Genomic DNA, 18,856 nt, shown 5'->3' with positions numbered 1-18,856 from the left:
ACTTGTCGGTGGGTCGCGGTAGATTTCGGTCATGCTTTCGGGGGACGGCGGATCAGGGGTGGACGGCATCGAGACGGTGCCGCCCGCCCCCGACGTGTCCGATCCGGACTTGGCGGTGTTGGTCGATGCGGTCGAGTCTGCGGTCGCCGCGTTGGCCGGCCAGGCATCGGCGGCATGGAGCAACGCCGATCGCCGTGCAGTCATCCAACGGATGGAGTCCGTGTCGCGGTCGCTGCCGGCGCATTCGCACACCTGGCTCAACGAGTTGATCGCTCAGCACGGTCTCGATGTGTATCCGGGGTCGGTGCCGTGCTCGGTGGCATGGATGCTGCGCATCACCCCACGCGCAGCCGGTGCTCGGGTGCGTCTGGCGGCGGAGTTGGGTGACCGCACTGCCTTGTCCGGTGAACACCTGCCGCCGTTGCTGCCGCACACCGCGGACGCGGTGCGGGCGGGGTTGCTCGATACCAAGCATGTGCAGATGATCCGCGAATTCTTCAAGCATCTGCCCTCGAGTGTGGACCCGCAAACCCGCGATCTCGCCGAGCAGCAGTTGGTCGGGTTCGCCTGCACCCGGCGGCCCGACGACTTCGCGCCGTTGGTGGCGAACCTGGATGCGATCTTGAACCCCGACGGCGACTTCGACGAGGACGAGGACGAGGACGGTAAGCCGCGGCCGCGGAAGCGGCGGGATGCGTTCTTCTACCTCGGTGAGCAGGGTGCCGACGGGATGTCGGAAGGCAACTTCTGCGTCGACTCCGAACTACGGGCCTACCTCGAAGCATTGTTCTCCAAAGCTGCGAAGCCGGGAGTGAACAATCCTGCCGACCCCACATCGGTGGTCCACAACGAGGGCGACGAGACCAGCAGCGACGACGAGGGCGGCTGGAGCGGCAGTGCCACAGCGCCGAAGCCCGAGCCGACCACCCACGAAGCAGGTGCCAGCGATGCCGGCTCCAGTAATGAAGGTCTGTGGGATGGAACGAACAGCGACAGTGACGACGACTGCGGTGACTGCGAAGGTGCCGACCCTGGTTGCGGCACAGCACCCGACGACACAGCTGCAGCTGACGGCAGTCCCGAACCAGGCGACACAACCGACGCAGCCGATACCGACGACGACACCGACGACGACACCGACGGATTCGATTCCGATACCGATACCGACACTGCTGCACGCGACGCTGCCGCTGCGCGTGATCGACGGACCCAGAACGAACGCCGACACGACGCCCTGAAAATGGCACTCCGGCACACCCTCGCCTCCGGGACCCTCGGCACCCACCGCGGACTGCCCGTAACCGCGATCGTCACCATGAGCTTGAAAGACCTCGAATCGGGCTGCGGCTACGCCATGACCGGCACCGGATCCCGCGTCTCGATCCGCGATGCGATCCGCATGGCCTCGCATGCGCGCCACTACCTGACCATCTTCGACGACAACGGCAGAGCCCTCTACCTCGGCCGATCCAAACGCATCGCCTCCGCCGACCAACGCATCGTCCTCATCGCCCGCGACCGCGGCTGCAGCTTCCCCTCCTGCACCCGCCCCGCCACCTGGTGCCAAACCCACCACCTCGACGACTGGACCGACGGCGGCCCCACCGACATCGACTCACTCACCTTCGCCTGCGACATGCACCACGCACTCGTCGGCACCGGCCCCGGCAAGTGGGCAACCACCAAAACCACAGCAACACACAGATATCCAGGCCGCACCCACTGGCACCCACCCACCGCAATGGACCCACGCAGGCGTGGCCTGATCAATCACGCACACCACCCCGAGGAAGTGCTCTACCCACCCGACCACCACAACGACACAGGCGACACCGGCGACGAGGAACCACGACAACCCGCATGACGACCCACACCAGCGTCAGGGCACAGCCCTGCCCATGCAGGTATTCGCGTACCTCAGCGAATCGGGCGGTGCTGTCGACTGCGCACCAGAACTGCAATTCCAAGTGCCACCAATATCAACAGAAGCGGTGAGGCAACGACGAGAGACGCGTCGACCGCCAGAAACAAGATGAGCAACAACGCTGCTGCCACGAAGTACACAGCTGCGAAACGTGGGTTCCACAGAACGGTGTCCACAGTGCATCTCCTTGCGCGTGACGGCTACTGGTCGTTACCAAAGGCAACGGAAGGAAGCCAGCTGCGCTAGAGACCCAAGCCCCGCAGCCGATCGATCTCGCGCCTGTCCCGCTTGGTCGGTCTGCCAGCTCCTCGATCACGACGTGGTACGGAGGCGAGAACTTCCTTCGGAGGCGGCGGCGGACTGCGGTCGATCAAGCACTCGGGGACGACAGCCGCACCGACACGTTTGGTGATCGCCCGGACGACCACGACGATTTTCTCCACGCCGTCGACCCGGAGCCGAACCTCGTCGTTCGGGCCGATTCGCAGACCGGGCTTGGCGGGGGTTCCGTTGACGCGGACGTGCCCGCCCCTGCAGGCAGCGGCTGCCGCGGAACGCGTCTTGAACAACCGCACCGCCCAGATCCAGCTGTCGAGGCGGGCACTCTGCGCTTCCATCTTTCGGAGAATCCTCACATCGCGGGGGCTCGACTACATGTCCAGGCCGAGATCGAGCACTGTCACCGAGTGTGTCAGACCGCCCACGGCAAGGAAGTCGACCCCCGTCCGCGCGTAATCTCGGGCCACGTCGACCGTCAGCCCACCAGAGGATTCCAGCTTGGTCTCGGGTGCGAACTTGTCGCGACGCTGCACCGCCATCTGTGTCTGCCACAGCGCGAAGTTGTCCAGCAGAACCAGTTCCACGTTCTCGGCGAGCACCTGGTCGAGTTGTTCCAGGCTGTCGACCTCCACTTCGCAGGCGATGTTCGGCGCAGCAGCCCGCACCGCGTTCAATGCCGCGACGACCGAACCGGCGGCAGCCACGTGATTGTCTTTGATGAGCGCGGCGTCGCCCAATCCCATTCGATGATTGACACCGCCTCCGGCACGCACGGCGTATTTCTGCAACGAACGCAAGCCCGGCAACGTCTTTCGACTGTCCCTGATCTTGCACTCGGTGTCTGCCACCTCCGCTACCCAGCCGGCCGTCGCGGTGGCGATTCCCGAGAGGTGACAGACGATGTTGAGCATCGTGCGCTCGGCCGTGAGCAACCCCCGAGTCGGGGCCTGCACCGTCAGAACGGCCTGTCCCGGTTCCACACTCGTGCCGTCCTCGACACGATGGACGACCGTGTATCCCTCGGGACCGATCACCTCGTCGAGGACCAGCAGGCCGACGTCGAGGCCGGCGATCGTGCCGAACTGGCGTGACACCACCGAGGCCGTTGCCACAGCGTCCTCGGAAACCGTTGCCGTGGTGGTGATGTCGGGCCCGTATCGCAAGTCCTCGTCCAGCGCGGTCCGAATCAGTGCGAGCACCTCGGCTCGGTCGACGCCAGGATTCACCTCGGTCGAGATATCGGTCATGTCAGCGTGCTCCCGTCATCACGTCGTCGTTCACGATTACCAGTTGCCCCTCGGGATCTCGACCGATCTGCAGGCTTCGACGTTGCGCCGGTGCACTGTCGGGAAAGTCGCGTCGGGTGTGGCATCCTCTGCTTTCGCGGCGGTGGGTCGCGGCCAGAACGATCACCTCGGCCGCCGCAGTCAACGCAGCATCCTCGACAGCACCCGCATCGACCGGTGGTTCCGAGACCACACCGTGAGCCAGGACGCGTTGCGCCGCAGCGAGCCCCGCTGCATCGCGAACCACACCGACATCGGCCGTCATCGTGCGCTGCAGCAGACCGCGATCGATGCGTCGATAAGTGGGCAACGTGAGGTCCGCAACCTCGACGGTCCGGCCGACCCGTTCGCCGGCAACCAACGCCGCACGCTCGCCGACGACGAGACCTTCCAGCAGACTGTTCGATGCCAACCTGTTCGCGCCGTGCAAGCCCGTGCGCGCCACTTCACCCGCGGCGAGCAGACCCGGAACCGAGGTGCGGCCGGCCGTATCCGTCACCACTCCGCCGCACGAGTAGTGCGCCGCAGGTGCCACCGGTATCAGCTCCGTAGCCGGATCGATGCCGGCCTCGAGACACGAGGCGGTCACGGTCGGGAATCGCTCGTGGAGATGCTCCACGAGGCGAGCGTCCAGCAGCACGTGCTCGTCGCCGCTGTCGTAGAGCAGCTCGGCGATGGCCCGGGAGACCACGTCACGCGGCGCAAGATCACCGAGCGGGTGCACTTCGGCCATGAAGGCACGGCCGGCGACATCGACGAGGTGGGCACCTTCGCCACGCACCGCTTCACTGATCAACGGGCGACGGCCCGTCGTATCCGGAGCGAAAAGCACCGTCGGGTGGAACTGCACGAATTCGAGATCGGCCACGCGGGCACCTGCATCGAGGGCGAGCGCGATGCCGTCGGCAGTTGCGCCGGCGGGGTTGGTGCTGCACGAGAACAGCTGTCCCAGTCCGCCGGTGGCCAGCAGAACCGTCGGGCAATGAACCACACCGAGTCCGTCGGGCCCGCGGACGAGGAGACCGGCAACCTCGCCGCCAGTGGTCAGCACGCGCAGCGCGGTCGTGTCGAAATGCACCGTCGGCACTGCGCCGTCGAGTGTGCGCTGCACCTCGGCACCGGTGGCATCGCCGCCGGCATGAATGATGCGGCGCACACTGTGGCCGCCTTCCCTGGTGCGTGCGACGGAGCCGTCGGCAGCGCGATCGAACTCCGCACCCGCAGCCTCGAGCGAGGCGATGGCCGCGCGCCCACCGGCAACGATGGAGCGCACGGCGGCCTCGTCGCACAATCCGGCACCAGCGACACATGTATCGGCGACGTGCGACTCGATCGAGTCGCCCAATTCTGCTCCGACGACGGCAATCCCGCCCTGGGCGTACTGCGTCGCGGTGTCGGTGGAGCTCCCCTTGCTCACGGTCAGCACCCGGAGTCCGCGGGCGGCAGCGGTACGAGCCGCAGTGAGTCCGGCGATACCTCCGCCGACAACGACCAGATCAGCTCCGGTCTCCCACGCGAACGACGGATTCACTCGCCGCCGCCGGGGGTGCCGATTTCGATCATCCGCTGCACCGACTTGCTGGCGATGTTCGCCGTCTCGAGGTCGACATGGACCTCGTCCCGTCCTTCGACGAGGCAGCGGAGCAGCGCGGCAGGAGTGATCATCTTCATGTATCCGCAGGACGCGCGGTCGTTGACGGCCAGGAAATCGACATCGGGTGCCGCCATCCGCAGTTGGTGCAGCATGCCGATCTCGGTGGCGACCAGAACCTGCTTCGAGGCGGTGGTGCGGGCAGCGTCGAGCATCCCGCCGGTGGAGAGGATCTTGACCTTGTCGGCCGGCACGAACCCTTCGCCGGCGAGGTAGAGAGCCGATGTGGCGCAACCGCATTCGGGGTGCACGTACAGCTCTGCATCGGGGTGGGTGCGAGACTTCTCGGCCAACTCGTCGCCGTTGATGCCCGCGTGCACGTGGCATTCTCCGGCCCAGATGTGCAGGTTCTCGCGCTGGGTGACGCGCTTGACGTGCGCACCGAGGAACTGATCGGGCAGGAACAGGATGTCGCGGCTCGGGTCGATGGACTGCACGACCTCCACGGCGTTGGACGACGTGCAGCAGATATCGGTCAGTGCCTTGATCTCGGCGGTGGTGTTGACGTACGAGACCACCACGGCGTCGGGAAAGTCTGCCTTCCACTCACGCAGTTGATCGGCGGTGATCGAATCGGCCAACGAGCAGCCGGCGCGCTGGTCCGGAATGAGGATCGTTTTCTGGGGGCTCAGAATCTTGGCCGTCTCGGCCATGAAATGAACTCCGCAGAACACGATCGTGTCCTCGGAGACCTCGGCGGCCATACGCGAGAGTGCGAGCGAATCGCCCACATGGTCGGCAACGTCCTGAATCGCAGGCAGCTGGTAGTTGTGTGCGAGCAGCGTCGCGCCGCGCAGATCGGCGAGCCGTCGCACCTCGGCCGCCCACTCCGGAGTTGCTTCCACTCCCCCGTAGCCACCTGCTCCGTCGACGATGTCGCGGACTCCGGCGAATGCCGAGTCCAAGATGTTCACCCGGGTAGCGCTGCTGGTCATGACGGTTCTCCTTCACCGATCATCCGGCCGTCGGTGACCGAATTTCCTCCGAGGGGGTTTTCGACCTATGATCGAAAACATGATTCATCGTAGCACCGTCCACGAAGTACTCATCGCGGTGTTCCAAGTTCGAGCATTTTCCGACCCGGACGTCCCCGAACTGGCGGTGCTGCTGTGGCAGCGAGCTCTGGACCCCGAGGCCGGCACGTGGTCGCTTCCGGGCGGCACCCTGCGTGACGACGAGAATCTCGCCACGTCGGCACGCCGTCAGCTCGCCGAAAAGGTCGACGTGCGCTCGGTCGCGCACCTCGAACAGCTGTCCGTCTTCAGCGAACCCGAGCGCGTGCCGGGAGATCGGCGGATCGCATCGACGTTCCTCGGCCTCGTACCGATATCGGCCGAACCGACGCTCCCCTCGGACACCGCATGGCACCCGGTGTCGGCACTGCCCGACATGTCGTTCGATCACGGAACCGTCGTCGCCCACGCCCGGCATCGCCTGGTTGCCAAACTGTCCTACACGAACATCGGGTTCGCGCTCGCTCCGGTCGACTTCGCGATCTCGTCACTGCGCGAAATCTACGGTGCGGCACTGGGGTATCAGGTGGATGCCACCAACCTGCAGCGAGTGCTGAGCCGTCGCGGCGTCATCGAACCCACCGGCCGCCGCGCACCCTCGGGCAAAGCCGGCGGCAGGCCACCGGCGCTGTTTCGCTTTGCGGACAACAGCATTCGCGTCACGGACGAATTCGCCGCGTTGCGTCCTCCGCAGGGGTGAACCCGGCCTCCGTCAATCGGCCCGATTCGAGTCGAACGACGGCGGAGGCGGGGGAAGATCGATATCCACGTCCTCCGGTTCCGGATCGGTATGTTGCAGATCGTCGTTGGGGTTCATCGCTGCCAACAGCAGAATGATCAGCGACGCCGTCAGCGCCTGGACGATCAGAACCAAGGGCGTGTCGATATTCGGTGCCACCGCGACAACAGAGCCGACCGCAGGGTCGGCCGCCTTCGGAAACCGAAGCGAGGCGATCGCATTGCCGACCACGAGGGCCACGACCGAACCGGCGAGCGCACCCACGAAGATTGCCGCGAACAGGCGCGGACCTCGTTCCGACTTCCACAGCCACCAACCGACCGGAAGTAGGAGACCGAGGGCGAACGAGACGAGGGAGAAGATCGCCAAGGCGTCGAATCGGTGCAGACTCTCACCGGTCAGTGCCGCCCCCCGGTCCTGAGCCACCACGAGCAACTGCTGCGCGGGTGCGATAAGACCCCACAGCATGCCGCCCAGCGCGGACAGTGCCACCGATATCGCTGTCACCACCGTCAGCACCCGACGGGTGCTGGGCCGCGGCGAGTCCTCGCGCAGTTCCGACATAGACACCTAACGCCTGCCCGTCGCCGTCGAGTCGATCAGACCGTGCCGCGAGCACACCGAAGACCACCCGTCGGGAACTATCTGCACCACCGTTCGGCGTCCACATACAGCGCAGAAGCGTGGGGGTTCGAGCCCGAGCCGGACGGCGAGCGACAGCGAATCGGTACCTGCTGCCGCGTCGGACGTGACAGGCCGACCGGTGTGCGGGTCGAAGTGGGTCTCGCTCGTCATTCGACCCACCCTAATACTCGCATCAGATAGTCGAGTTCAGCGCTTTGATCGGCATCTGCAGTCGACCGAGAAGATCGAGGTCCTTCTCTGCCGGACGGCCGAGCGTCGTCAGATAGTTTCCGACGATGATGGCATTGATCCCGCCGAGTATTCCCCGCTCGGCACCGAGATCACCCAACGTGATCTCGCGGCCACCGGCGAATCGCAGAATCGTCCGCGGCAGCGCGAGACGAAAGGCAGCAACGGCTCGCAGAGCATCGGACGCCGACAACACCTCCAGATCTCCGAACGGGGTCCCCGGTCTCGGATTGAGGAAGTTCAAGGGCACCTCGTCGGGCTCGAGTGCGGCGAGATCGGCTGCGAACTCGGCCCGCTGCTCGAGCGTCTCCCCCATCCCGAGGATGCCGCCACAGCACACCTCCATGCCTGCCTCCCGCACCATCCGAAGTGTGTTCCACCGTTCCTCCCAGGTGTGGGTGGTCACCACGTTGGGAAAATACGACCGCGACGTCTCGAGGTTGTGGTTGTAGCGATGCACACCCATCGCCGCCAGCTGATCGACTTGATCTTGGTCGAGCATCCCCAACGAACATGCGATGTCGATGTCCACCTCGCTGCGAATGGCTTCGATTCCCGCTGCGACCTGCGCGAGCAGTCGGGCGTCGGGGCCACGGACCGCTGCGACGATGCAGAACTCGGTGGCTCCGGTCTTCGCGGTCTGCTTGGCCGCCTCGACCAGTGACGGGATGTCGAGCCACGCAGCGCGTACCGGGGACGCGAAAAGACCTGATTGCGAGCAGAAGTGGCAGTCCTCGGGGCATCCACCGGTTTTGAGGCTGACGATTCCTTCCACCTCGACCTCGGGTCCGCACCACTTCATCCGCACCTCGTGCGCCAGCAGCATCGTTTCCTCGAGACGGTCGTCACCGAGCTCGAGGATCTCGAGAACCTGAGATCCGTCCAGCGCAATTCCGTCGTCGCGCACCTGAGCACGAGCCCTACGCACAATGTCCATACCGATCCCCTCATAGTCGAACACAGTCACAATTGAACACCGTTCAAGTTGAACGGTGTTCACGTTAGGCATCGTTCTCGACTACTGTCAAAGCGAGTACGCGTCGATCGGTGGGGAGCAGCAGTGCAACTACGCAGGCAGGATGTCCTGGACGGCGCTATCGCCATTCTCGACGAGTACGGCCTGGCAGACCTGACCATGCGACGGCTCGCAACATCCCTGCACGTGCAACCGGGTGCGTTGTACTGGCATTTTCCCAACAAACAAACTCTTCTCGGCGCGATCGCCGACCATCTGTTGTCCGCTGCCGATGCACCGCCGGCCGAAGCCCGGTGGGATACGCAGATCGAGCAGATCGCGCACAGACTGCGCGACGCGCTTCTCTCCCGTCGAGACGGGGCCGAACTGGTCGCTGCGACCTACGCATCGAGGTTGACCACCAACCACATTCGCGAACGCATTGCCGCCGTCTGCATTCGCGCAGGATTACCCCGACAGGACGCGGAACTGACCGCCGACACCCTGCTGTACTACATACTCGGCCAGACAGTGGACGAACAGGCACGGCTACAGATGGACTCCGCCGGAGCCCTCACTGCCGAAGCGTCCCCGATGTTCGAAAGCCCCGATCCTACGAGCAGATTCGATTTCGGACTGAGACTCTTCGTCGACGGAGTCCGCCACACTGCAGCGGACCGCATCCGCCGCTGATCGATCAGTGCTCCACGAAGACGATCCGCTCACTTCCGTTGTCCAGGGTCATGGTGCCGTCGTCTCGAGACCACCGCGGCGTGGACGACAGGAACGACGTGAGCCACGCATCTTGATCCATCAGTGCCTGCGGGCACGCCATCCGAGTCGAACCCAGAGAATCGGTGGTTATTCTGCCCTGCGAGGTATCCACCGTGCCGAACAATCTGTTGCATCCGGCCTCGGCCGAAATTCTGTCGTCGGCGAACTCGAGCCGTATCGTCGTTCCGTCCACCGGCACGTACGAGTCGGGAGCGCCGATGGACGAGTAGGTCTTGTCGGCGGGGAACTCACCGTATGAGTCGGCGCAACCACAGGCCAACACGCTCGCTCCGAACGCGAGAGCGACCAGCGCGCGACCCGCGTCAGCCACCGAAGATCGGCCCCAGACCGGCAGCGCCGGCGTTCCCGCGAGACGCGAACGGGTTGTCGTGCACCATGTATGTCCACGTCGACGTCGGACGGCGTAGCCCGGCGTCGTCGAGATCGATTCCTTCCGACGTGATGTCTGCCGATTCGAAGGTGGCGTGTGAGAGATCCATCGCCTTCGAGGCCACCGTCTTGAACGCCTCGACGGCGATGCGGTGATACTCGTCCAGCGGATTCTCTCGGCCCAGGGCGCGCAGATGGATACTTTCACGCACATCTGCCAGGTGCGCGAGATAGTCGGACCATGATCGATCGAGGTGGTACAGGACTATCTGGCGGGCAACCTCGACCAGAGTCTCCTCGGACACGGTCTCGCGCAGCTCCTTCGACCGTTTAGGTGACTGCTGCTCGAGCAGAGTCAACGCCTCGTCCGAGTCCAGCAACGTGGCCCGGCGGCGATCGAGGATCTCACGATGTTGAGCGGTCAGCTGGTTGTAACGCCATGTCCGCGAATGAATTTCGAGCATCTGACCTTCGGCGATGCGTTGAGCATGATCGACGCGGTCGGCCGCAGTGGACGAGGTGAACATCCCGCTCTCGTCGATGCCCTTCGGTGCATCCTTGTCGCCGATGTTGTTCTTGACGACGTCGTCTTCCCAACTACCGAAGAACAACGAACGACCTGGATCTCCTTGCCGCCCGGCGCGGCCGCGGAGCTGGTTGTCGAGTCGCTGCGTGGTGTGGCGACCGGTACCCAGAACGAACAGTCCGCCGAGCTCTGCAATCCGCTCGCGATCGGCACCGTCCGGCCCGCCGAGCTTGATATCGGTTCCGCGGCCGGCGATCTGAGTGGATACCGTCACCGCGCCGTGCACTCCGGCCGCGGCGATGACCGCTGCTTCCTCGGCGTCGTTCTTGGCATTGAGGACCACCACGTCCACGCCCGACGCGGAGAGAGCCTCGGCCAATGCCTCGGACTCGGCCACGTCATGGGTTCCGATGAGGATCGGCTGGCCGGTCTCGTGTATCTCCTTGACCTGCAACGCGATCGCAGCGTTCTTGTGTTCGAGTGTGTCGTACACACGATCCTCTTCGTCGACGCGTGCCGTCGGCACGTTCGGCTCGATGACCGAGACACCGAGGCTGTAGAACGTGCGCAGCTGCTCCCCCGCCGCCATCGCCGTACCGGTCATGCCGCACACCGTGGCGTACCGATTGATCAACGCCTGCACGGTGATCGTGTCGAGAATTTCGCCGGTCTCGGTGGGAGCAAGCCCCTCCTTGATCTCGACGGCCGCCTGAAGCCCGTCCGGCCAGCGCTGAAGCTCGGCGACGCGGCCACGGGAGGCGTTGATCAGCTGAACCCGTCCGTCCCGAACGATGTAGTCGACGTCGCGCTGCACCAGCACCTGCGCGTGCAGGGCCACGTTGACCGCCACGAGCGTCGACCCGACGTGCTGCTCGGAGTACAGATCGATTCCACCGAGCTCCTTCTCGAGCCGCAATGCACCCTCGTCGGTGAGAAACACGTTCCTTCCCTCGGCATCGGTGTCGTAGTGGACGCCCTTGTCCAACAGTCGGACTGCATCCATCACCGTCGAGGTCGAGACATCGCCCGACACGGAACCGGCCAACACCAGCGGGACCAGCGCCTCGTCCACCAGCACGGAATCGGCCTCGTCGATCAGAGCCACGTCGGGGACGGGCGAGACCAGATCTTGTCGATCGTTCACCAGGTGATCTCGCAGGACGTCGAAACCGATCTCGTTGACCGACGCGTACGTGATGTCGCAGCCGTAGGCGGTGCGTCGTTCCTGCGCGGTCGACGCCTCACCGATGGAACCCACCGTGATGCCCAAGGCCTCGAACAACGGCTTCATCCATTGCGCGTCGCGCTGCGCGAGGAAGTCGTTGACCGAGATGACATGCACCGTCCGTCCGGACAGCACGTGCCCGACGGCGGCGATGGCTCCGGCCAATGTCTTGCCCTCACCGGTCGCCATCTCCACGACGTCTCCGGCCAGAAGTCGGACGGCACCGTGCAGCTGTACATCGAACGGCCGCATGGACAGGGTTCGATCACTCGCCTCACGCACCAGCGCCAGGTACCGCGGAACGTCGAGCTTCGATACGTTGTCGACCCGGAGGGCGGTCGCCTCTGCAGCGAGGTCGCTGTCCTTCAGAGCGGACGCCCACTCGGCATGATCCTGGGCCCGATCGACGCGTTGACGGGACGTGCTCTGTGCCTTCTGCGCGGAGCGTCCGAGTACACGCCAGAATCGGTCGGAGCCCAAAGCCATGTGTGCAATCCCTACCTGAGAAAGAAAGAACGTTCCTTTCCACAGTACCGAGTGCGGTGTCGTCCTCGGCGGTTCATCATCGATCGACCGTGTACTCGTTCACCACTACCCCTGACTCGAAGGACTCACTGGCGACGAGTCGACTCCGGGTCGGCGAGTACGCACGCTCGGCGAACAGACGCTTACCGGAGCCCAGGAGAACCGGATTCACTTTCAGAATCATTCTGTCGATTTCGCCCACCAATGCCGATGCCAGAATTCCTCCACCGGCCAACCAGATTCCGCTTCCCTTCGCGCGCTTCAGCTTTCGCACGAGTCCGACAGGATCTTCATCGATCAGGTTCACTGCCGGTTCGACGCCTGTGTGATTGCGCGAGAAGACGTACTGCCTCAAATGTCCGTACGGGCCGTCCGGGGGATGGATACCGCCTGCCTTGTAGGTGTTCCACCCCATCACCACTGTGTCGAAACGACTCAGATCGGGAGTCAGCCCGGTCGCCCGAAGGCCCAGCGTGGGAATGGTGTCGGTGTATTCACGCAGGATCATCTCGATGTGGTCGCCCTGCATCGGGAAGTCCGCGAAGGTGTCGTCAGGGGCTGCGATGTAGCCGTCGAGACTGACGGCAACGTAGTAGACGAGTTCACGCATGGAATTTCTCCAATCACGACCGGTGTAGTGGTTGGAAGTAGACTACGACATCCGTAGTGGTTCCGCTAGGGTATCGACATGGCTCGCAACCCACTCCGACGATCCGAACTGGCCGATGCCGGACTCCGCTTGCTCGCCGCGGAGGGAGCTCGGGGATTGACCCATCGTGCGATCGACGAGGAAGCATCGGTGCCTAAGGGCACGGCATCGAACTATTTCAAGACCCGAGCCGATGTCATTGCCGGACTGATCGAACGCATCGGAGAAAGACTCGCTCCCGACGCACAGGTCCACCGACCTCTCGCTGCGCAGCCCCCGGGCCCCGACCTCTTCGCCGCGTACATCCGCGACATCGTCGCCCGGCTCCTTGCCAACCGCGACGTGACCCTGGCCTTGTTCGAGTTGCGGCTCGAGGCTTCGCGACGACCGGAGATCAGGGAGATACTCGGCAACTGGCAGCGCTCCAACTTCGCCGCCGACGTCGAGTTCAACCTGGCTGCGGGACTACCTGGAGGTCGCAGAGAAGTGGCGCTGTTCCACTACGCGATCGACGGCCTGCTACTCGACCGCTTGACTTTCCCGATCGATCCGGACACCAGGACGGACGAGGTCGTCGACGCGCTCGTTGCGGGCCTTCTGCAGTCGTGAGTGCATGCCGAACCCGTCTGGGATGGGCGTCTGCACTGCATTCGTCCAATTTTTGGATCAGGCATCGAGCGGCGTCGTCACCGCGATCCGTCGAGTGCCGTCCTCGGCCGTCACCACCTGATAGGCATTGCGCTCGGTTCCGACCGGCGAGCCTTCGGAGTCGAGATTCTCCAGAAGCAGATGACCGACCCACACCCCCGGCACCTCGATCTCGGTGACGATGTCGCGTGCGCGCACGCCCTGTATTCCACGAGATCGGTAGTAGGCCTGACCCTGCTCGAAGAATTCTCGGGTTTGCTGCGGTTCGGCTATCGCCGCACAGCCCCGCGCGGTCACAGCCAAGGCCGGATAGTTGTAGATCTCGGCCAAACTATCGAGATCACCCGAGGTCAGATAACCCGTGTAGCGAGCGAAGAAGCCGGCAATCGTTTCGGTTCCTTGGGTCATACCGAGAACAGTACGACCGATTCCCGTCACGCCTGCGAATTCTCGTCGACCCTCTGACCGAACACTGACCGCGGATCCTGGACAAACAGATACGTCCCCATTACCGTCTTCCACTAATCAACTAGTGAAAAGGTTCTGATGATCGCCTACCGTATCGATCGTCAGTCCGGCATCCCCACCTACGTCCAGCTGATATTGCAGACCAAACAGGCTCTGCGCCTCGGATCACTCACTGTCGGCGACAAACTCCCGACGGCAAAAGACGTGGTCACCGCACTCGCCATCAACCCGAACACCGTGCTCAAGGCCTACCGCGAACTCGAACGAGAAGGACTGGTGGAACCGCGGACCGGATCGGGAACCTTCGTCGTCGCCTCCCTGGCGAAACCCGGCATGGCCGAACGATCGGCCCTCGAGAACGAACTGGGTCGTTGGATTCGACATTGCCTGGCAGCGGGACTGGACAGACCGGACCTCGAGGCCATCGTCACCGCGGCTCTCGACACCCGATTCGACCGACCGGACGGAGACCGATCATGACCGACGCAGTTCTCACCATGGACGAGGTGGTCAAGTCGTTCCGCCGGAAGACTGTCCTCGACCGATGCTCGTTCACCGTCGAAAGAGGAAGCGTCACAGCGTTGGTCGGCTCCAACGGCGCAGGCAAGTCGACTTTGATGTCGTTGGCCGTCGGACTGCTCACACCGGACTTCGGCACCATCCGAGTACTGGGCGAGGCCGTGGGTCAACGCGGCATCTCCCCCGGCCTGTCCTACCTCGCTCAGCACAAACCCCTGTATCCCCACTTCACCGTGGCCGACATCCTCCGTTTCGGCCGAAACACCAACGCGCACTGAGACGAGGCCTATGCGACAGAACTCGTCGACGCAGCGGGCATTGCCGTGTCGGCGCGCGTCAAGGCACTGTCCCCCGGCCACCGCACCCGCGTCGCGCTGGCCTTGGCCCTCGGTCGGCGGCCGGAAGTACTGCTGCTCGACGAGCCTCTCGCCGACCTGGATCCTGTGGCCCGTCGCGCGGTGGCCCGGACTCTCATGCGCGACGCGGCGGAGAACGGCACGACCATCGTGCTGTCGTCGCACGTGTTGTCCGAGCTCGTCGACGTCGCCGACCGACTACTCCTGTTGCGCGACGGCCGGATTCGACTGGACGGGGAACTGGACACCATCACCGCCGAGCACTACCTGCTCGTCGGAAGCGCTGATATTGCACCGACCGTCGACGACGGCACAATCGTGTCCGAAGTATCCGGTTCGGGTGCGCCGGTATTCGTGGTCCACGGCACCCGACCCGCCACGCCGATCGCGGGATAGAGCGTCGAAGACGCCACCGTGGACGACGTAGTACTCGCATACCTCGGTTCGGAGGCGATTGCATGATCTGGGTGACGTGGCGACAATTTCGCGCAACGATTCTGTTCGGTGTGCTGACCCCACTTCTGTTGGCGGCGATCACCATTGCCATCACCGTGTACGACGGTGGCGTCTTCCCCACAGCGTCTCTGAGTGGATGTCTGTCGTTCGAGGCCACGGAGTGCAGGGCGGAAACCGCACAGACCGTTGCAGTCATGCTCACCGTTGCACTACCAGTGGTGCTGGGTGCCTTCGTCGGCGTCACCGTGTTCTCCCGGGACCTCGAACGTCGAACGCACGTCTTGGGTTTGAGCCAGTCGGTCAGCCGACGGCGGTGGTACACGACCCGAGTGGCCGTGGTGTTCGTACCCACGGTCCTCGCCATGACACTGCTCGGCTGCTGCGTGTACTGGGCCAAGTACGAGACCACGCCCGACGAGTTCGCTGTCGGGTTCGGTGGATACGACTCGGCCCTCGAGTTTCCGATTTTCGGGTCGACAGGATTCGTCGCAGGTGGGTACACCGCCGTCGGACTGATGCTCGGCGCGGCTCTCGCATTGGTTCTACGAAACACGGTGGCCGCGATGGTGGGGACCATGATCGCTACGTCACTGGTGATCGCAGTCTTTCCCACCCAGATTCGGGAGCACTATGCGGCGGCGTCCATCGACAAGCTGACCCTGGAACAGAAGAGCAACGAAATGTACGGCGGCGGTACGGCCGACTTCTTCTTGCCACTCGACTCGGGTGAGCTCTTTCATGCGCGTTGGGTTTTCTCCTCCGACTATGTCGATTCCGAAGGACGACCCGTGGCGATCGACTGGCAACAATGCGCCCAACTCGAGAACCGTCGAGACATCAGCGAATTCGAGACGGTCGCGGAGTACGAGGAGTACTCGAATGCGCTCCTCGAACGGGTCAAGGGGCTACAACTCGACTGTCTCCGTGCTCAGGGTGCCGATGCGTTCGAGACGAGTTACCACGAAGATCGACTGTTCTGGCGGTTCCAGGCCATCGAGACAGCTCTGACATTGCTGATCGCCGGTCTCCTCGGTGGACTGTCGCTGCTGTCGGTCAGGAGACTGCGGCCGTGAGGTCGGCGCACCAGCCGAAGCGACAGTAGGTTTCGTCGATCACAGCTGGGCAACGAGAGCAGGCAGTCCCACCGCTGCGGTGGTGCGCCACCGGTGATCGGCCATGTCCGAGACCTCGGTCTCGACCGGGTTGATCTCGACGACCGTGGCTCCCGCGCTGCGAGCGATCGCCGGCAGTCCCGCGAACGGGTAGACCACTCCGGACGTGCCGACCACGAGTACGAGGTCGGCACGTCGAACCGCGTCCTCGGCCGCCTCCCACGCGGCCGCGGGCAGCGATTCGCCGAACCACACCGCGCCCGGCCGAATCAGCCCGCCGCACAACGGACATTCCGGCGGCGGAACTCTCTGGTCCGCCTCGGCCGATTCATCGGGTGCATCGGAGTCCAGTGTTGCGCGGGTCCCACAGTCGCTGCAGTACGGCTCGAACAAGCTGCCGTGTACATGCGCGAGAACCGTAGCCCCCGCTCGCTCGTGAAGGTCGTCGACATTCTGGGTCGCGATGTCGACGTGCGACTGCTGCTGCCACTGGGCAAGTGCCACATGTCCGGCGTTGGGCTCCGAGCGCCGCACCAATTCTGCGCGCCATCGATACCAGCCCCACACCAGATCACTGTCCGCCATCCAGCCCTCGGGGCTGGCGAGGTCCTTGGGATCGAAGTCCTTCCACAACCCGGTCTGGGCATCCCGGAACGTTGCGATCCCCGACTCGGCCGACATGCCCGCACCCGTGAGGACTGCGGTACGTCGAGATTCGACGGCCGCATCGAGGATGCTCGAGGGTACGTCGACGGGCTGCTCGAGATGGCTCACGTCGCCATTGTGTCACCGGACGATCTCAGGGGCAGCTGTCTCGTCTTCGAAGAACACGCGGAAAACCGACTGGGCGGTTACGGTCGGAGGACGTTCGCCCCATCGGACTCGATGGCGGCGAAGACTGATACGACTACGCGCGTGAGGAGCCATACGCCGTGACAATTCCTGTGTCGTCCACCGCTGCCGAGTATTGGAGATCCCGCAACACGATCGTAGGTGCCTTTTGGGACAGCGACTTTCGGCTCTTCGATGCTCTCCTATGCGCGCAGGACGCCATGGGCGTCACCGGCGATTTACTCGAGATCGGAGCCCTATACGGCAAGAGCGCGATCCTGCTAGGTGTCCTTGCCGGCATCGAGGACACTGTCCACGTGTGCGACGTGTTCGAGCAGGACACCGACGACACTGCAAATCAAGCCGAGAACAACTCGTCTTATCCCGGCCTGGCACGCGAGAAGTTCGAGGCCAACTACCGAGCATTCGTCGATCGAGACCCGCACGTCATCGCAGAACTGTCGAACTCGATAAAGAGCCACGTCGACGCCGAATCCGTTCGATTCGCACATGTCGACGGCGGACATCTTTACGAGAATGTCGCTGAGGATCTGCGGAATGTGAAGCCATTACTCGGTCCGCGGGGCATCATCGTGCTCGACGACATCAGAGCACTGCACACCCCAGGCATTGCCGCTGCGGCGTGGGCAGAGGTGGTGGGCGGTGACCTTGTTCCATTCGCCCTCTCGGAGCAGAAGCTGTATGCCACTTGGGGTCCGGTGGAGGACTATGCCCGGTGCCTCGATACGTGGCTTGCCGGGAACTCCGACGTCACCAACCACGGCTACCAGAGCATCGCCGGCCACTCGGTACTGATCGTCGAGAATCCCAAGCCGGAGCGGACCACGAGGGACCGAATCTGGAGCTGGCTACCCATACTTCCGCCTGCAGTGCAGGCAATCATGATGCGCGAGCAGCAGCCCGGCCCGCACCTCGGTGCGCACGACCGTTCGTGACTGCTTTCGAGGCCGTGGGCATCCGGGGACACAATCTCGCCGAAACGAGATCCGGGCGACGTCGCGCTACCGTGGTCGCATGAGCATCGACACCAGCGCGCGCACTCGACGACGGTGGCCTGTGTGGGCGGCAGCCTGCACGGCTGTCGTCGTGGTCGCGGTGGTCGGTGTGCTGTGGCTGGCCCCGAGCCGATATTTCCCGTGGGACACCGAGGCCTTTCCCGAGGTGAACACCGGTGAACTGACCGCCGATCAGACCCGGGTGGTGGAACTGTTGCGAACTGAGCACGAGCAGCAGCGTCCGGGGACGTTCTACGCCGAAGGTGTGGACGAGTCCTGGTGTGCCGACTTCGTCAGCTGGATCATGAAGGAAGCCGATATGCCGCTGTCGAACCCCAATTCGGGCTCGTGGCGCATACCCGGTGTCTACACCCTGCAGGAGTACTACCAGGAGCAGGGTCGATTCGAGGCTGTCGGTAGCTACACGCCGTCGGTGGGCGACGTGGTGCTCTACGACAACACCAGCTGGATCGGCCAGCACACCAACGTGATCGTGGCGGTCGACGGCGACGAAGCCATCACCGTCGGCGGAAACGAAGCGGGCAAGATCAGAGTCCACACGCTGCACTACGAATCCGACTCGGGCGTGGTCGGATTCGGACGACTGGACAGCTGACGCTCGGTCGCTTCATCCGAAGGAG

General features: G+C 64.0%; 21 protein-coding genes and 1 pseudogene. 9 read left to right on the top strand and 13 right to left on the bottom strand.

Features of this window, described 5'->3' with window-relative positions:
• Positions 1–31: 31 nt before the first annotated feature.
• Positions 32–1,864, top strand: coding sequence for an HNH endonuclease signature motif containing protein (locus tag ACFI9K_RS10210; RefSeq protein WP_462663386.1), 1,833 nt, complete (start codon positions 32–34; stop codon positions 1,862–1,864).
• Between the two features lie 53 nt (positions 1,865–1,917).
• Here the strand turns inward: ACFI9K_RS10210 and ACFI9K_RS10205 are convergent, their stop codons facing one another.
• From ACFI9K_RS10205 to nadA, 5 genes are all read right to left on the bottom strand, one after another.
• Positions 1,918–2,100, bottom strand: a complete 183-nt coding sequence (locus ACFI9K_RS10205) for a hypothetical protein (RefSeq protein ID WP_462663385.1) — start codon at positions 2,098–2,100, stop codon at positions 1,918–1,920.
• Between the two features lie 66 nt (positions 2,101–2,166).
• Positions 2,167–2,541 carry an RNA-binding S4 domain-containing protein gene (locus tag ACFI9K_RS10200; protein WP_222094151.1) on the bottom strand — a complete coding sequence of 125 codons (375 nt, stop codon included), beginning with the start codon at positions 2,539–2,541 and terminating at the stop codon, positions 2,167–2,169.
• 33 nt (positions 2,542–2,574) lie between these two features.
• Entirely contained in the window at positions 2,575–3,450 is an 876-nt protein-coding gene (gene nadC / locus ACFI9K_RS10195) for a carboxylating nicotinate-nucleotide diphosphorylase (RefSeq protein WP_462663384.1), read from the bottom strand.
• A gap of 1 nt (position 3,451) precedes the next feature.
• Positions 3,452–5,020 carry an L-aspartate oxidase gene (locus tag ACFI9K_RS10190; RefSeq protein WP_462663383.1) on the bottom strand — a complete coding sequence of 523 codons (1,569 nt, stop codon included), beginning with the start codon at positions 5,018–5,020 and terminating at the stop codon, positions 3,452–3,454.
• Positions 5,017–6,075, bottom strand: coding sequence for a quinolinate synthase NadA (gene nadA, locus ACFI9K_RS10185; protein WP_462663382.1), 1,059 nt, complete (start codon positions 6,073–6,075; stop codon positions 5,017–5,019). The genes ACFI9K_RS10190 and nadA overlap by 4 nt, the downstream gene beginning before the upstream one ends.
• Positions 6,076–6,154: 79 nt before the next feature.
• On the opposite strand from nadA, the gene ACFI9K_RS10180 reads away from it, so the two are divergent.
• A complete protein-coding gene (locus ACFI9K_RS10180; protein ID WP_462663381.1) occupies positions 6,155–6,853 on the top strand; it encodes an NUDIX hydrolase in 699 nt (232 codons plus the stop codon).
• Positions 6,854–6,865: 12 nt separating this feature from the next.
• On the opposite strand, the gene ACFI9K_RS10175 is transcribed toward ACFI9K_RS10180, so the two are convergent.
• Genes ACFI9K_RS10175 through bioB form a run of 3 tightly spaced genes read right to left on the bottom strand, consistent with a single transcriptional unit; the run spans position 6,866 to position 8,702 of the window.
• Positions 6,866–7,456, bottom strand: coding sequence for a DUF2567 domain-containing protein (locus tag ACFI9K_RS10175; protein WP_462663380.1), 591 nt, complete (start codon positions 7,454–7,456; stop codon positions 6,866–6,868).
• Positions 7,457–7,462: 6 nt separating this feature from the next.
• A complete protein-coding gene (bsaP, locus tag ACFI9K_RS10170; protein WP_462663379.1) occupies positions 7,463–7,687 on the bottom strand; it encodes a biotin synthase auxiliary protein BsaP in 225 nt (74 codons plus the stop codon).
• 22 nt (positions 7,688–7,709) lie between these two features.
• Positions 7,710–8,702 (bottom strand): biotin synthase BioB, encoded by a 993-nt coding sequence (bioB, locus tag ACFI9K_RS10165; protein ID WP_462663378.1) that lies wholly within the window; start codon positions 8,700–8,702, stop codon positions 7,710–7,712.
• A gap of 123 nt (positions 8,703–8,825) precedes the next feature.
• Between bioB and ACFI9K_RS10160 the strand changes: the two genes are divergently transcribed.
• Positions 8,826–9,413, top strand: a complete 588-nt coding sequence (locus ACFI9K_RS10160) for a TetR/AcrR family transcriptional regulator C-terminal domain-containing protein (RefSeq protein WP_462663377.1) — start codon at positions 8,826–8,828, stop codon at positions 9,411–9,413.
• Between the two features lie 4 nt (positions 9,414–9,417).
• On the opposite strand, the gene ACFI9K_RS10155 is transcribed toward ACFI9K_RS10160, so the two are convergent.
• The 3 genes from ACFI9K_RS10155 to ACFI9K_RS10145 form a co-directional block, all read right to left on the bottom strand.
• The gene (locus ACFI9K_RS10155) at positions 9,418–9,825 is read right to left on the bottom strand and encodes an META domain-containing protein (RefSeq protein ID WP_462663376.1); all 408 of its coding nucleotides are present in this window, start codon (positions 9,823–9,825) and stop codon (positions 9,418–9,420) included.
• Positions 9,818–12,121 carry an accessory Sec system translocase SecA2 gene (gene secA2, locus ACFI9K_RS10150; protein WP_462663375.1) on the bottom strand — a complete coding sequence of 768 codons (2,304 nt, stop codon included), beginning with the start codon at positions 12,119–12,121 and terminating at the stop codon, positions 9,818–9,820. Before secA2 ends, ACFI9K_RS10155 begins: the two co-directional genes overlap by 8 nt.
• A gap of 76 nt (positions 12,122–12,197) precedes the next feature.
• Complete coding sequence (locus tag ACFI9K_RS10145) at positions 12,198–12,770, bottom strand: dihydrofolate reductase family protein (RefSeq protein WP_462663374.1); 573 nt, start codon at positions 12,768–12,770, stop codon at positions 12,198–12,200.
• Between the two features lie 78 nt (positions 12,771–12,848).
• On the opposite strand from ACFI9K_RS10145, the gene ACFI9K_RS10140 reads away from it, so the two are divergent.
• Positions 12,849–13,418, top strand: a complete 570-nt coding sequence (locus ACFI9K_RS10140) for a TetR/AcrR family transcriptional regulator (protein WP_462663373.1) — start codon at positions 12,849–12,851, stop codon at positions 13,416–13,418.
• A 57-nt stretch (positions 13,419–13,475) separates the two neighbouring features.
• On the opposite strand, the gene ACFI9K_RS10135 is transcribed toward ACFI9K_RS10140, so the two are convergent.
• The gene (locus ACFI9K_RS10135; protein ID WP_462663372.1) at positions 13,476–13,865 is read right to left on the bottom strand and encodes a hypothetical protein; all 390 of its coding nucleotides are present in this window, start codon (positions 13,863–13,865) and stop codon (positions 13,476–13,478) included.
• Positions 13,866–14,003: 138 nt separating this feature from the next.
• Here ACFI9K_RS10135 and ACFI9K_RS10130 point away from each other — a divergent pair, with 138 nt between their 5' ends.
• From ACFI9K_RS10130 to ACFI9K_RS10120, 3 genes and pseudogenes are all read left to right on the top strand, one after another.
• On the top strand, positions 14,004–14,405 hold the full coding sequence (locus ACFI9K_RS10130; RefSeq protein WP_462663371.1) for a GntR family transcriptional regulator: 402 nt from the start codon (positions 14,004–14,006) through the stop codon (positions 14,403–14,405).
• Positions 14,402–15,196: pseudogene (locus ACFI9K_RS10125) on the top strand (ABC transporter ATP-binding protein). The gene ACFI9K_RS10130 and the pseudogene ACFI9K_RS10125 overlap by 4 nt, the downstream one beginning before the upstream one ends.
• A 62-nt stretch (positions 15,197–15,258) precedes the next feature.
• Positions 15,259–16,329: an ABC transporter permease gene (locus ACFI9K_RS10120; RefSeq protein ID WP_462663370.1), complete on the top strand. Its 1,071-nt coding sequence runs from the start codon at positions 15,259–15,261 to the stop codon at positions 16,327–16,329.
• 39 nt (positions 16,330–16,368) lie between these two features.
• Here ACFI9K_RS10120 and ACFI9K_RS10115 read toward each other — a convergent pair whose 3' ends face one another.
• Positions 16,369–17,103, bottom strand: coding sequence for an SIR2 family NAD-dependent protein deacylase (locus tag ACFI9K_RS10115; protein ID WP_462663455.1), 735 nt, complete (start codon positions 17,101–17,103; stop codon positions 16,369–16,371).
• Between the two features lie 197 nt (positions 17,104–17,300).
• Here ACFI9K_RS10115 and ACFI9K_RS10110 point away from each other — a divergent pair, with 197 nt between their 5' ends.
• Together ACFI9K_RS10110 and ACFI9K_RS10105 are read left to right on the top strand one after the other, a co-directional pair.
• On the top strand, positions 17,301–18,155 hold the full coding sequence (locus ACFI9K_RS10110) for a class I SAM-dependent methyltransferase (protein ID WP_462663369.1): 855 nt from the start codon (positions 17,301–17,303) through the stop codon (positions 18,153–18,155).
• 79 nt (positions 18,156–18,234) lie between these two features.
• The gene (locus ACFI9K_RS10105; RefSeq protein WP_462663368.1) at positions 18,235–18,831 is read left to right on the top strand and encodes a CHAP domain-containing protein; all 597 of its coding nucleotides are present in this window, start codon (positions 18,235–18,237) and stop codon (positions 18,829–18,831) included.
• Positions 18,832–18,856 lie beyond the last annotated feature (25 nt).

Source organism: Rhodococcus sp. PSi06 (assembly GCF_054960675.1).
Note: the sequence above shows the minus strand (reverse complement) of the source record. Positions and strands in the feature narration are given on the sequence as shown.